General features: G+C 67.7%; 14 protein-coding genes. 5 read left to right on the forward strand and 9 right to left on the reverse strand.

Annotated elements, in window-relative coordinates; genetic code table 11:
* The first annotated feature begins 15 nt into the window (after positions 1 to 15).
* From zwf to HMPREF2716_RS23195, 3 genes are read left to right on the forward strand one after another with little or no spacing between them, the layout of a single operon-like run.
* The gene (gene zwf / locus HMPREF2716_RS23185; protein ID WP_003116414.1) at positions 16 to 1485 is read left to right on the forward strand and encodes a glucose-6-phosphate dehydrogenase; all 1470 of its coding nucleotides are present in this window, start codon (positions 16 to 18) and stop codon (positions 1483 to 1485) included.
* Complete coding sequence (gene pgl / locus HMPREF2716_RS23190) at positions 1472 to 2188, forward strand: 6-phosphogluconolactonase (protein WP_003107678.1); 717 nt, start codon at positions 1472 to 1474, stop codon at positions 2186 to 2188. Before zwf ends, pgl begins: the two co-directional genes overlap by 14 nt.
* Positions 2189 to 2205: 17 nt before the next feature.
* Positions 2206 to 2868: a bifunctional 4-hydroxy-2-oxoglutarate aldolase/2-dehydro-3-deoxy-phosphogluconate aldolase gene (locus tag HMPREF2716_RS23195; RefSeq protein ID WP_003113440.1), complete on the forward strand. Its 663-nt coding sequence runs from the start codon at positions 2206 to 2208 to the stop codon at positions 2866 to 2868.
* A gap of 89 nt (positions 2869 to 2957) precedes the next feature.
* Here the strand turns inward: HMPREF2716_RS23195 and HMPREF2716_RS23200 are convergent, their stop codons facing one another.
* Complete coding sequence (locus HMPREF2716_RS23200) at positions 2958 to 3395, reverse strand: NUDIX hydrolase (protein ID WP_003107683.1); 438 nt, start codon at positions 3393 to 3395, stop codon at positions 2958 to 2960.
* A 147-nt stretch (positions 3396 to 3542) separates the two neighbouring features.
* On the opposite strand from HMPREF2716_RS23200, the gene rluB reads away from it, so the two are divergent.
* Together rluB and HMPREF2716_RS23210 are read left to right on the forward strand one after the other, a co-directional pair.
* Entirely contained in the window at positions 3543 to 4703 is a 1161-nt protein-coding gene (gene rluB / locus HMPREF2716_RS23205; RefSeq protein WP_003113439.1) for a 23S rRNA pseudouridine(2605) synthase RluB, read from the forward strand.
* 92 nt (positions 4704 to 4795) lie between these two features.
* Positions 4796 to 5173: a hypothetical protein gene (locus HMPREF2716_RS23210; protein WP_003116415.1), complete on the forward strand. Its 378-nt coding sequence runs from the start codon at positions 4796 to 4798 to the stop codon at positions 5171 to 5173.
* 106 nt (positions 5174 to 5279) lie between these two features.
* On the opposite strand, the gene HMPREF2716_RS23215 is transcribed toward HMPREF2716_RS23210, so the two are convergent.
* The 8 genes from HMPREF2716_RS23215 to HMPREF2716_RS23250 form a co-directional block, all read right to left on the reverse strand.
* Entirely contained in the window at positions 5280 to 6203 is a 924-nt protein-coding gene (locus tag HMPREF2716_RS23215; RefSeq protein WP_003105929.1) for a GGDEF domain-containing protein, read from the reverse strand.
* Between the two features lie 228 nt (positions 6204 to 6431).
* Complete coding sequence (gltS, locus tag HMPREF2716_RS23220) at positions 6432 to 7646, reverse strand: sodium/glutamate symporter (RefSeq protein ID WP_023086034.1); 1215 nt, start codon at positions 7644 to 7646, stop codon at positions 6432 to 6434.
* A gap of 38 nt (positions 7647 to 7684) precedes the next feature.
* A complete protein-coding gene (hutG, locus tag HMPREF2716_RS23225) occupies positions 7685 to 8620 on the reverse strand; it encodes a formimidoylglutamase (protein ID WP_003105932.1) in 936 nt (311 codons plus the stop codon).
* Between the two features lie 15 nt (positions 8621 to 8635).
* Positions 8636 to 9364, reverse strand: coding sequence for an IclR family transcriptional regulator (locus HMPREF2716_RS23230; RefSeq protein WP_003160714.1), 729 nt, complete (start codon positions 9362 to 9364; stop codon positions 8636 to 8638).
* A 159-nt stretch (positions 9365 to 9523) separates the two neighbouring features.
* The gene (locus HMPREF2716_RS23235) at positions 9524 to 10264 is read right to left on the reverse strand and encodes a YciK family oxidoreductase (RefSeq protein ID WP_003091453.1); all 741 of its coding nucleotides are present in this window, start codon (positions 10262 to 10264) and stop codon (positions 9524 to 9526) included.
* A gap of 64 nt (positions 10265 to 10328) precedes the next feature.
* Entirely contained in the window at positions 10329 to 11009 is a 681-nt protein-coding gene (gene mupP, locus HMPREF2716_RS23240) for an N-acetylmuramic acid 6-phosphate phosphatase MupP (RefSeq protein WP_019371598.1), read from the reverse strand.
* Positions 11006 to 11704: a bifunctional 2-polyprenyl-6-hydroxyphenol methylase/3-demethylubiquinol 3-O-methyltransferase UbiG gene (ubiG, locus tag HMPREF2716_RS23245; protein WP_003091451.1), complete on the reverse strand. Its 699-nt coding sequence runs from the start codon at positions 11702 to 11704 to the stop codon at positions 11006 to 11008. The genes mupP and ubiG overlap by 4 nt, the downstream gene beginning before the upstream one ends.
* A gap of 150 nt (positions 11705 to 11854) precedes the next feature.
* Positions 11855 to 13189: a TRZ/ATZ family hydrolase gene (locus HMPREF2716_RS23250; RefSeq protein WP_003091450.1), complete on the reverse strand. Its 1335-nt coding sequence runs from the start codon at positions 13187 to 13189 to the stop codon at positions 11855 to 11857.
* Positions 13190 to 13247 lie beyond the last annotated feature (58 nt).

Genomic DNA, 13247 nt, shown 5'->3' on the forward strand with positions numbered 1-13247 from the left:
GGTTGGTAACAACAAATGCCTGATGTCCGCGTTCTGCCTTGCACGTTAGCGCTGTTCGGTGCGCTGGGCGATCTCGCCTTGCGCAAGCTGTTCCCGGCGCTCTACCAACTCGATCGTGAGAACCTGCTGCACCGCGATACCCGCGTCCTGGCCCTGGCCCGTGACGAAGGCGCTGCCGCCGAACACCTGGCGACGCTGGAGCAGCGCCTGCGCCTGGCAGTGCCGGCGAAGGAGTGGGACGACGCGGTCTGGCAGCGTTTCCGCGAACGCCTCGACTACCTGAGCATGGACTTCCTCGACCCGCAGGCCTATGTCGGCTTGCGCGAGGCGGTGGATGACGAACTGCCGCTGGTCGCCTACTTCGCCACGCCGGCCTCGGTGTTCGGCGGCATCTGCGAGAACCTCGCCGCCGCCGGTCTCGCCGAGCGCACCCGGGTGGTGCTGGAGAAGCCCATCGGTCATGACCTGGAGTCGTCCCGCGAGGTCAACGAGGCAGTCGCCCGGTTCTTCCCGGAAAGCCGCATCTACCGGATCGACCATTACCTGGGCAAGGAGACGGTGCAGAACCTGATCGCCCTGCGCTTCGCCAACAGCCTCTTCGAGACCCAGTGGAACCAGAACCACATCTCCCACGTGGAGATCACCGTGGCCGAGAAGGTCGGCATCGAAGGCCGCTGGGGCTACTTCGACCAGGCCGGGCAACTGCGCGACATGGTGCAGAACCACCTGCTGCAACTGCTCTGCCTGATCGCCATGGATCCGCCCAGCGACCTTTCGGCGGACAGCATTCGCGACGAGAAGGTCAAGGTCCTCCGCGCCCTCGAGCCGATTCCCGCCGAACAACTGGCTTCGCGCGTGGTGCGTGGGCAGTACACCGCCGGTTTCAGCGACGGCAAGGCAGTGCCGGGCTACCTGGAGGAGGAACATGCGAATCGCGACAGCGACGCGGAAACCTTCGTCGCCCTGCGCGTGGATATCCGCAACTGGCGCTGGTCGGGCGTGCCGTTCTACCTGCGCACCGGCAAGCGCATGCCGCAGAAGCTGTCGCAGATCGTCATCCACTTCAAGGAGCCGCCGCACTACATCTTCGCTCCCGAGCAGCGTTCGCTGATCAGCAACCGGCTGATCATCCGCCTGCAGCCGGACGAAGGTATCTCCCTGCAAGTGATGACCAAGGACCAGGGCCTGGGCAAGGGCATGCAATTGCGTACCGGCCCGCTGCAACTGAGTTTTTCCGAGACCTACCACGCGGCGCGGATTCCCGATGCCTATGAGCGTCTGCTGCTGGAGGTCACCCAGGGCAACCAGTACCTGTTCGTGCGCAAGGACGAGGTGGAGTTCGCCTGGAAGTGGTGCGACCAGCTGATCGCTGGCTGGGAACGCCTGAGCGAAGCGCCCAAGCCGTATCCGGCGGGGAGTTGGGGGCCGGTGGCCTCGGTGGCCCTGGTGGCCCGCGATGGGAGGAGTTGGTATGGCGATTTCTGAGTTGAAGCTGCCGGCCGGCGTCGGCCTGCAGGTCTGGGGCAGCGCCGCCGAGCAGGCCCGCGGCCTGGCCGCCGAGGTCGCCGGCCGGTTGCGCTCGGCGCTGGCCGAGCAGGGCCAGGCGCTGCTGGTGGTGTCCGGTGGGCGCAGTCCGGTGGCCTTCCTCGAAGCCTTGAGCGAGGAGCCGCTGGACTGGTCGCGGATCACCCTCAGCCTGGCCGACGAGCGCTGGGTGCCGGAGTCCCATGCCGATAGCAACGCCGGCCTGGTTCGCCGCCACCTGCTCCGTGGCGAGGCGGCGAAGGCGCGCTTCATCGGCCTCTACCAGCCGGCGGCGAGCCTGGAGGAAGCGGCCGAGCTGGCCGACCACCACCTGCACGAGCTGCCGTTGCCGATCGACGTGCTGGTCCTCGGCATGGGCGACGACGGCCATACCGCCTCGCTGTTCCCGAACAGCCCTGGCCTGGACCTGGCGATGGATCCCCAGGGCACGCGCCGTTGCCTGCCGATGTGGGCGCCGAGCGTGCCGCACCAGCGCCTGACCCTACCGCGCGCCGTGTTGGCGGCGGCGAAGGTGCAGCTGCTGGCGATCCAGGGCCAGTCCAAGCTGGCCACCCTGAACGCCGCGCTGGCGGTCGAGGACGAACGGCGGATGCCGGTTCGCGCCTTCCTCCGCGCGCCGCTGACGATCCATTGGTACCCCTGAGTGGCGGAGCTGTAGCCATGCACAACCTTGAACAGAAGACCGCCCGCATCGACACGCTGTGCCGGGAGGCGCGCATCCTCCCGGTGATCACCATCGACCGCGAGGCGGACATCCTGCCGATGGCCGATGCCCTCGCCGCCGGCGGCCTGACCGCCCTGGAGATCACCCTGCGCACGGCACACGGGCTGACCGCCATCCGGCGCCTCAGCGAGGAGCGCCCGCACCTGCGCATCGGCGCCGGCACCGTGCTCGACCCGCGGACCTTCGCCGCTGCGGAAAAGGCCGGGGCGAGCTTCGTGGTCACCCCGGGTTGCACCGACGAGTTGCTGCGCTTCGCCCTGGACAGCGAAGTCCCGCTGTTGCCCGGCGTGGCCAGCGCTTCCGAGATCATGCTCGCCTACCGCCATGGCTACCGCCGCTTCAAGCTGTTTCCCGCCGAAGTCAGCGGCGGCCCGGCGGCGCTGAAGGCGTTCTCGGGACCATTCCCCGATATCCGCTTCTGCCCCACCGGAGGCGTCAGCCTGAACAATCTCGCCGACTACCTGGCGGTACCCAACGTGATGTGCGTCGGCGGCACCTGGATGCTGCCCAAGGCCGTGGTCGACCGCGGCGACTGGGCCCAGGTCGAGCGCCTCAGCCGCGAAGCCCTGGAGCGCTTCGCCGAGCACCGCAGACACTGAGACTGCCCGCCTGGGCATGCCCGGCTTCGGCCGGGTTTTTTTATGCCGTCCGGATTATCCGGGGCATGGAACGGCTGACGTCATCGGCGTTATTCGCCGATGCGCCGGCGTTCCCGCAGATAGTCGCCGAGCCGGCTCTGCAGGTAGGGTACGGCCATGGCATGCGCGAGGTAGGCGTCCACCTCCATCAATCGCCAGTATTGTCCTTCGTCGCCGAAGCGGATGGCCTCGAACTCGCGGTCCTCCAGGCGCGCCACCAGGAAGTAGGCGAAGGGCGCGCTGCCGCTGGTGCTCGGATACTGTCGCTGCCATTCGATACGAGGTTCTTCCAGGCGGATGGAGAACTCTTCCTCGAGTTCGCGCAGGGCGCATTCGGCAGGCGTCTCCAGGCCCTCACGGCCGCCGCCGGGAAAGTCCCAGTAGCCGGGGAAGGGAATGCCGGGTTTTTCGTCGCGTTTGTAGACGACCAGGTGGTCGCCATAGAACAGCGCCAGCTTGGCGCCGCTGAAGGGAGGGACATCGTGCACCGGGGCCTCCGGGTGGCGGGGTGGGTGAACCCGGCCTAGTCTAGCGGGATTGTCCGGGTTTCCGCCCGGGGACGGTGCTTTGTCCTGACGAAGCGCGTATGATGCGCGCCCTTCGATTCGTTGCCAGCCACACCGGGAGGTGCCCAGATGAACGATACCCCAGAGAATCCCCACGTACCGGTCGGGGAAAAATTGCAGAAAGTCCTCGCCCGTCTCGGCGTCGGTTCCCGGCGCGACGTAGAAGTGTGGATCGCCGAAGGCCGGGTCAACGTCAATGGCAGCGTGGCCAGCCTCGGCCAGCGGGTCGACAGCCACGATGCTATCACCGTCGATGGCCACCTGATCCGTCGCGAAGAGGCCGCCGAGAGTGTCCGTCGCGTGCTGATCTACAACAAGCCGGAAGGCGAGGTCTGCACCCGCGACGATCCGGAAGGCCGCCCGACCATCTTCGACCGCCTGCCGCGCCTGCGCACCGGTCGCTGGATCAATGTCGGTCGCCTGGACATCAATACCACCGGCCTGCTGCTGTTCACCACCGATGGCGAACTGGCCAACCGCCTGATGCATCCTTCCTATGAGATGGACCGTGAATACGCGGTACGGGTGCGCGGCGAGGTCACCGAAGAGATGATCGAGCGCCTGCTCAACGGCGTGATGCTCGAGGACGGCCCGGCCAAGTTCAGCGATATCCAGCAGGCGCCGGGCGGCGAAGGCTTCAACCACTGGTACCACTGCGTAGTGATGGAGGGCCGCAACCGCGAGGTGCGCCGGTTGTGGGAATCCCAGGGGTTGGTGGTCAGCCGCCTCAAGCGGGTGCGTTTCGGCCCGGTGTTCCTGACCTCCGAGCTGACCATGGGCCGCTACCGCGAAATGGACCAGCGCGAGATCGATATCCTCAGCGAGGAAGTCGGCCTCAAGCCGGTGGCCCTGCCGGGCATGACCACCAAGGCGCGCGAGAAGGCCGAACGCCAGCAGCGCAAGCAGGCCCGTCCGCTGGCGCGCAGCGAGCGTCCGGAAGCCGGGCGCAAGCGTGCGCCGCGGCGCGAGGACGGCGAAAATGCCGCTCGTCGCGCGCCGGCTTCGCGTCCCGCGCGCGGTCCGCAGCCGAGCGCCGAGCGCAAGGGGCGCGAGCAGGGCACTCCGGTTGCCGAGCGGCCCCGCGAGAGCAACCGCAAGCCGCGCCCGAGCAAGCCGCGCGACGAGCGTCCGGCCAGCGCGCCGGGCGACAAGCCGGCGGCCCGCAAGCCGCAGGTCAAGCGGCGGCCGAAACCGGCCGGCGACGGTATGCGTCCGGGCTTCCGCCGCTGAGCGGAAAGCGCCCTGGAAAGGCCCCTTCGGGGGCCTTTTTCATGCCTGGGAATCGGTGTCTAATGGTCGCCCGCACACAAGGAGGAGGTGAAATGCACAGGATCCTGGCTATCGCGCTCTGCATGCTATGGAGCGTCGCCGGGCTGGCCGCGGATGCGGCGATGCCGGCGCAGAGCTGCGCAAGCCTTGGCGAGGCGACGGCCGGCCCCGAGGACAACTTCCGTCCGCCGCTGGAGGGCGAGGTGATCGACAAGGGGCGCGCCTATTTCCACAGCGCGCCGCGTGCCGACTGTGTCACCGGGGTCTTCGTGATTCCCGGCGACTTCATCACTGTCTACAAGCCGAGCGGCGAGTGGCTGAACGTCATGTACGTGGCTCGAGACGGCAAGGAAACCAGCGGCTGGCTGCTGGAGAAGCGCGTCCGCTTGCGCCAGGCCTATGGCGGCCCGGACGAGCCGGCGCAGCCATAAGAGGCAGGACCTTGGCGGAAACCGTGACTGCGCCGGTGAGAGCCGTTGCTACTGCCGTCGCCCGATGCGCCCGCTCCGCGCTTCGGGGTGTGCGAGCCGGCAAGCCTCAGGCGCAGCGCAGGCGGTTGCGGCCGTCGCGCTTGGCTTCGTAGAGCGCCTCGTCGACCCGTCGCAGCAGGTCGTCGCTGCCTTCGCCGGGCCGCAGGTCGGCGCAACCGAGGCTGATCGACAGCTTCAGCGGTTCGCCGGCGTGCCGGTAGTCCAGTTCCTCCACAGCCTGGCGCAGGCGTTCGCCGACCATGCAGGCAGCCTGCAGCGGCGTGCTGGACAGCAGGACGAGGAATTCCTCGCCGCCGAAGCGGAACACCATGTCGACATTGCGCAGGTGGTCCTTGATGGTTTCCGCCACGGCCTTGAGGGCTTCGTCGCCGACCGCGTGACCGTAGTGGTCGTTGACCCGCTTGAAGTGGTCGATATCGAGCATCAGCACCGAGAGCGGTTGCAGGTTGCGCCGGGCCAGTTCCAGTTCGCGGCCGAGCGCCTGGTCCATGGCGATGCGGTTGCCGGTGCCGGTCAGGGCGTCGCGCAGGGCGGTCTGGATCGCGGCGCGATAGAGCAGGGCGTTGCGCAGCGGGAACAGCAGGGTGCCGAGCAGGCTCTCCAGTTGCCGTTGTTCGTCTTCGCCGAGGCGCTGGCGGCGACGGAAGATCAGTTCGCCGAGGTAGTCGCTGTCATGGCTCAGGCGATAGCTCACCGAATGCTTGGCGCTGCTGCCGAACTCCAGGCGCAGGTCGGAGCCCGGATGGCGGTAGCCAAGGGCATCCAGCGGGATCAGTTGGCGGACTTCCTCGAAGAACAGGCCGAGAATCCGCTCTGCCTCCAGGCTGCTCTGCAACTGTAGGGTCAGTTGCTGGCGCAACTCCGTCAGGTTGCTGGCGCGCGGCCCGCTGGCGTTGCCACCGGGCTGGGGGCCGCGCTTCTGCTTGGCGGCGTCGAAATCGATGGTATTGGACTGCTTGGGAGGAGCCATGCGCGGAACCTCTGGCGCGAAAGACGGCGACAGTAGGGCTAAGGCGAGTTTCGTGCCAGCCAACTGAAGAACGGAGAAATCAGAGGCACAGACAGGTTTTCCTAGGAATGGTTTCCACATTCTGTAGGAATTTCGGAGAGATTTCGACGGAATAATGGCGTTTTGCTGGCGAGTGGCCGAGGCGCTCGTCGGAAAGCTGGCGCTCCGCTAGCGGAGCGCCGCCATGGTTCAACTGAAGGCGTTGATGAACCAGGTGATCGCCGGGATGGCGACGAGATCGATCAGTACCGCGCCGCACAGGGGCACGATGATGAAGGCCTTGTGCGAGAACACCCGATAGTGCTCGCAGACCGCGCCCATGTTGGCCACCGCGTTGGGCGTGGCGCCCAGGCCGTGGCCGAGGAAGCCGGCGCAGAGCACCGCGGCGTCGTAGTTGCGGCCGAGCAGGCGGAACAGCACGAAGATCGTCAGCAGCAACAGCACCGCGACCTGGATGAACAGTACGCCGAGCAGCGGCAGGCCGAGGTTCTCCAGCTCCCAGAACTTCAGGCTCATCATCGCCATGGTCAGGAAGATGCCCAGGCAGACGTCGCCCAGGGTGCCGACGGCGTGGTCCGGAATGCGCAGCCAGCCGAGACGGTCGTCGAGGTTGCGCAGGACGATGGCGATGAACATCGCCCCGACATAACTGGGCAGCACCAGGCCCAGGCGTTCCTCGAGCGCGTCGCCGAGCCAGAAGCCGAGCACCATCACCAGCAACACGCAGGTCAGCAGGCGCAGCAGGAGATTGCCGTCCAGCGTGGCCGCCGCATGCTGGCGTCGCTCCTGCTGGCTGAGGGCTTCCAGCCGATTGTCGCTTTCCGCCTGCACCGGCAGGCGGTTGCGTTCGATCAGCCAGCGCGCCACCGGGCTGCCGAGCAGCCCGCCAGCGACCATGCCGAAGGTGGCCGAGGCCAGCGCCACGGTGGTCGCGCCCTGGGCGCCGAGCCCTTCCGCAACCGGGCCGAAGGCCGCCGCCGCGCCGAAGCCGCCTTCCAGCGACACCGCGCCGGCCATGATCCCGAGCAACGGGTCGAGGCCGAGCAGTCCGGCGCTGCCGACGCCGATCAGGTTCTGCAGTATCGCCAGCGCCCAGCAGGCCGACAGGTAGACCAGCAGGGTCTTGCCGCCCTTGCGCAGCAGGCCGAGGCTGCCACCGAGGCCGACGGTGGTGAAGAACGCCACCATCAGGGGTGTCTGCAGGCTGGTGTCGAGGCCGATGTCGAGCCAGCCGCGATCCCTGAGCAGCCAGACCAGGAAGGCGAAGCCGAAGCCGGCGATCACCGGCGACGGTACGCACAGACGTGTCAGCCAGCGGCTGCGCTTCTTCAATTGGCTGCCGAGGGCGAGCAGGAGCAGGGCGAGGGCGGTGGTGGACAGGGCGTCCAGGTGCAATGTCGGCATGGCGTGGCTCTATTGTTGTTGTGTGGGCGAAAGGGCGATCAGTTGACCAGGCTGTCGACCAGGCGCGCGGCGATCCGGGCGGTGCGCTGGTCGCTATCGAGTTGCGGGTTGAGTTCGGCGATGTCGGCCAGGCGCAGCTTGCCGCTGGCCTTGGCGCGGCGGACCAGGTGCTCCACCACCGGCATCTCCACGCCGTGCGCCGAGGGCGCGCTGACGCCGGGCGCCTGGGCGGCCGGGAGCACGTCGAGGCAAACGGTCAGGTAGAGGTGGTCGACGGATTGCAGGAAGCTGTCGAGGAAGGCTTCGCTGCGTTCCAGGTTCCATGGCTGCAACTGACGGTCCAGCAGGTAGCGCACACCCAGGCGCTGGGCCTGGTCGAACAGGGCGGCGGTGTTGCTCAGGCGGCTGATGCCCAGGCAGCAGTAAGCGAACGGCCAGTCGCTGGCCTGGCAGAGTTCGGCGATCTGGCGGAACGGCGTGCCGGAGCTGGCCCGTTCGGCGTGGCGCAGGTCGAAATGCGCGTCGAAATTGAGGATACCGATGCGCGGCAGGCGCTCATGCCGACTCAAGTGGCGGGCGAGGCCGGCGAAGCTGGCGTAGGCGATTTCGTGGCCGCCGCCCAGGCCGACCACCCGGTGGCCGCGCGCGAGCAGGTCGGCGACGCGTTGCGCGTAGCATTCCTGGGCGGCTTCCAGATCGTCGCCGGCGACGATGTCGCCGGCATCGTAGATCGCTTGCTCGCCGTGCCAGGCCAGGTTGGCCAGCGCGCGACGCAAGGCTGGCGGTCCGTGGCGCGCGCCCTGGCGACCCTGGTTGCGGCGCACGCCTTCGTCGCTGGCGAAACCGAGCAGCACGCTGGCCGCTTCGGCGTCGTCTGCGTAGGGACGCATCCATTGGTGCCAGCGCCGCGCGTCGGCGCCTTCCTGGCTATCGATCCGGCCTTGCCAGAGGCTCATGTCGGGGGCGGGGTACATCGAAACTCCTGTTGGTCAGTCCAGCCGCGCGGAAAGTCGCGCGGCGGCGTCGAGGGTCCATTGCCGCAAGCGTTCGCTGCGCGACTGGGCGCGCAAGGCGGGGGCCATCAGGCTGAGGGCGCCGTGCAGGCGCTGGCGGCTGTCCAGCAGCGGTACGCTGATGCCCCAGACGCCTTCGTCGATCTCGCCCTGGCTGACGGCGTAGCCCTGTTCGCGGATCAGCCGGAGTTCCTGCTCCAGCTTGTCGATACGCTCGGCGGAGAGTTCCTGGGCGAGGTACAGCTCCTCGCGCCGTCCGTCCTCCAGGTGCGCCAGCAGGGCTTTGGCCGAGGCGCCATGCAACAGCGGCTGCGCCAGCCCTTTCTGGTAGCAGCAGCGCAGCGGCTGCGGACTGTCGAACAGTTCCAGGCAGATCGCCTGCTGGTTGCTGGCCACCATCAGCGCCACGCTCTCCTGGCTCAGGTCGGCCAGGCGCTTGAGTTCCGGTTTGGCGAGACCGATCAGCGAGGCCTCGCGATCGAATTTCTTCGCCAGTTGCAGGCAGGCCGGGCCGGGCAGGTAGCGGCCCTGGCCGGCCTGTTCTTCGGCCAGGCCCCAGCGCAACAGGGTCTTCAGGTGCCGGTAGGTGCTGCTCAGCGGCTGCTCCAGGGTCAGCGACAGCTCCTTGGCAGACAGGGCTTCGGGCGCCTGGCCGAGGGCAATGAGGATCTGCAGCAGGCGATCGGTGGGGGAATGCTTCGACATGGGAACTCCTTGACCCACAGGGTGAAGGCGATTTCCCGGAAAATGAAACCACTTTCCCACTCAGTGGGAAAAATATGCAAAAAAGAATGGGAAGTTCCGGACGGGAAGAGGGAAGGGAAGGACAGGGCAGCCTCGCCGGGCGGCGAGGCTGCCGGGGAATCACTGGGCGTCGAAGGCCTGGCCGTTGACGCCGGCGCTGTCCGGCCCCATGAGGTACAGGTAGACCGGCATGATCTCCTCGCCGGTGGGGTTGTTCAGCGGGTTTTCCCCAGGGTAAGCGAGGGCGCGCATGCTGGTGCGGGTGGCGCCGGGGTTGACGCTGTTGGCGCGGATCGCGCTGGTACCGTCGAGTTCGTCGGCAAGGGTCTGCATCAGGCCCTCGGTGGCGAACTTCGATACCGAATAGGCGCCCCAGTAGGCGCGGCCCTTCCGGCCCACGCTGCTCGAGGTGAAGATGATCGAGGCGTCGCTGGAGAGCTTCATCAGCGGCAGCATGGCGGTGGTCAGCATGAACATGGCATTGACGTTCACCTGCATCACGCGCATGAAGTTCTCCCCGGAAATCTGCTGCATCGGCGAGCGCGGACCGAGGATCGAAGCGTTGTGCAGCAGGCCGTCGATGCGGCCGAACTCGTTCTCCAGGGTTGCCGCCAGTTCCTCGAACTGGTGCGGCTGGGCGGTCTCCAGGTTGAACGGGATCACGGCGGCCTGCGGATGGCCGGCGGCCTCGATGGCGTCGTAGACCTCGTTCAGGTACTCCTCGGTCTTGCCCAGCAGCAGCACGGTGGCGCCGTGGGCGGCGAAGGTCTTGGCGGCGGCGGCGCCGATGCCGCGGCCGGCGCCGGTGACCAGGATCACGCGGTCTTTCAGCAGGTCGGGGCGGGCGGAGTACTGGAACATGTCGAATCCTTTGAATGCATGACCCGCCTGGCGGCGGGTCGTTGTCTGTCGGCGGCGCTGCGGATCAGCAGTCGCAGAGCGCGCGGTCGAGAACGTCGATGAGTTCGCGCGGGTGGTCGACGATCACGTCGGCGCCCCAGTGCGCGGGGTTGTCTTCGGGGTGGATGTAGCCGTAGCGCACCGCCGCGGTCTTGGTTCCGGCGTCGCGGCCGGATTCGATGTCGCGCAGGTCGTCGCCGATGAACAGCACCCTCGACGGATCGATGCCGAGCTGGCTACAGGCCAGTAGCAGCGGCTCGGGATCGGGCTTGCTGCGGGTCACGTGGTCCGGGCAGACCAGCACCCTGGAACGCTCGGCGTAGCCCAGGCGCTGCATGATCGGTTCGGCGAAGCGCACCGGCTTGTTGGTCACCACGCCCCAGATCAACCCGGCTTTCTCGATCGCCGCAAGCAGTTCGGGGATGCCGTCGTAGGGCCGGCTGAGAACCGCGCAATGCTCCTGGTAGCGGTCGAGGAACTCCTGGCGCAGGGGTTCCAGTTCCGGGCTGTCCAGCGACAGGCCGAAGGCCGCGGCAACCATCGCGCGCGCGCCGCCGGAGACCACGTCGCGCACCTGTTGCTCGTCCACCGGCGGCAGGCCGTGGGCGGCACGCATGGCCTGGGTGATGGCGATGAAGTCCGGCGCCGTGTCGAGCAGGGTGCCATCCATGTCGAACAGTACCGCTTTGAGCCGCATGCGCTTCACGCCTCCCGCTGGGTCTGGACCATGTAGTTGACGTCGACGTCGTTGGCCAGCTTGTAGTGCTTGGTCAGCGGGTTGTAGGTCAGGCCGATGATGTCCTTGACCTCGAGACCGGCCTCGCGCGACCAGGCGCCGAGTTCCGACGGACGGATGAACTTGCGGAAATCGTGGGTCCCGCGCGGCAGCAACTGGAGGATGTATTCCGCGCCGATCACCGCGAACAGGTAGGCCTTGGGATTGCGGTTGATGGTCGAGAGGAAAACCTGTCCGCCCGGCTTGACCAGGCGGTGGCAGGCGCGGATCACCGAGGCCGGGTCCGGCACGTGTTCGAGCATCTCCAGGCAGGTGACCACGTCGAACTGCCCGGGCATTTCCTCGGCCATCTGCTCGGCGGTGATCTGCCGGTAGTCGACGGCGACGCCGGATTCCAGTTGGTGCAGGCGCGCCACCGCGAGCGGCGCTTCGCCCATGTCGATGCCGGTGACGTTGGCGCCGCGCTGGGCCATGGCTTCGCTGAGGATGCCGCCGCCGCAACCGATGTCGAGCACCTTCTTGCCGGCCAGGCCGGCGCGCTCGTCGATCCAGTTGACGCGCAGCGGGTTGATGTCGTGGAGCGGCTTGAACTCGCTCTCGCGGTCCCACCAGCGATGGGCCAGTGCCTCGAATTTGGCGATCTCGGCGTGGTCGACGTTGCTCATAATCGTTCCCGTTGAAGAGTGAAGCCTTTGGGGGAAGGGCCGCGGCGGCGGAATCCAATCCTTCATGTTGCCAGCTTTGGCGGAGGGATGGGGCCGGCGGCGGTTCGCCTTCCTATGTCAGTTTGTCGCAGCGGGCCGGCCCGCCGCGGTTCAGGACCTGTCGCTGGCGGCGATCTTCGCCCCCCATTCGCGGGCCCTGGCGATCAGGCGCTGTTCGTCGTGACGGAGCAGGCGGCCGTCGTCGAGGAGTTGCCTGCCGCCGACCCAGACGTGCCGCACGCAGTCGCGGCCGCTGGCATAGATAAGTTGCGAAACCGGGTCGTAGACCGGTTGCTGGGCCAGGCCGGACAGATCGAAGGCCACCAGGTCGGCGGCCTTGCCGGCTTCCAGGGAGCCGATCAGGCGCTCCAGGCCAAGCGCGCGGGCGCCGTTCAGGGTGGCCATGCGCAGCGCGCGGTGGGCGTCGAGGGCGGTGGCCTGGCCGTACACGGCCTTGGCCAGCAGCGCCGCGGTGCGGGTCTCGCCGAGCAGGTCGAGATCGTTGTTGCTCGCCGCGCCGTCGGTGCCGATGGCCACGTTGACCCCGGCCTGCCAGAGCTTTTCCACCGGGCAGAAGCCGCTGGCCAGCTTGAGGTTGGATTCCGGGCAGTGGATCACCGAGCTGTTGGTTTCCACCAACATCGCCAGGTCGTCGTCGTCCACCTGGGTCATGTGCACCGCCTGGAAGCGCGGGCCGAGCAGGCCGAGGCGGTGCAGGCGGGCCAACGGGCGCTCGCCGTTGCGCTCCATGGCCTGCTCCACCTCGAAGGCGGTCTCGTGGACGTGCATCTGGATGCTGGCGTCGAGTTCCTCGGTGAGCACCAGGATCTGCTCCAGCTTGTCGTCGCTCACCGTATAAGGTGCGTGCGGGCCGAAGGCGATGCGGATGCGCGGGTGGTGCTTGAGGTCGTCGAACAGCGCCATGCCCTGGCGGATCGCCTCGGCGCTGTCGCGGGCGCCGGGGATCGGGAAGTCCAGTACCGGGATCGCCACCTGGGCGCGTACCCCGCTGTCATGGACCACGCCGCAGATAGCCTGTGGATAGAAGTACATGTCGGAGAAACAGGTGATGCCGCCCTTTACCTGTTCGGCGATGGCCAGCTCCGTGCCGTCGCGGATGAAATCCTCGCTGACCCATTGGCCTTCGGCCGGCCAGATGTGGTCCTGCAGCCAGGTCATCAGCGGCAGGTCGTCGGCGAGACCGCGGAACAGACTCATCGCCGAATGGCCGTGGGCGTTGACCAGACCGGGGGCGAGCAGCATGCCCGGCAATTCGCGGATTTCCGTGGCGCCATGGCGCATGGCCTGCTCGCGCGGCGCGACCAGGGCGATCTGGCCGTCGCGGATGCCCAGCGCGTGGTCGCGCAGCACCACCCCGGCGGGCTCCACGGGGACGATCCAGGTCGGCAGCAGGAGGAGGTCGAAGGGGTTACGGACGTTGGGCATGGCGGCGCATCCTGGGCGCAGAGCGGGAAGCCGGAAGTATACCCGAGCGTCCGCGGCT

This window comes from Pseudomonas sp. HMSC076A11, assembly GCF_001810205.1.
GTDB lineage: Bacteria > Pseudomonadota > Gammaproteobacteria > Pseudomonadales > Pseudomonadaceae > Pseudomonas > Pseudomonas aeruginosa.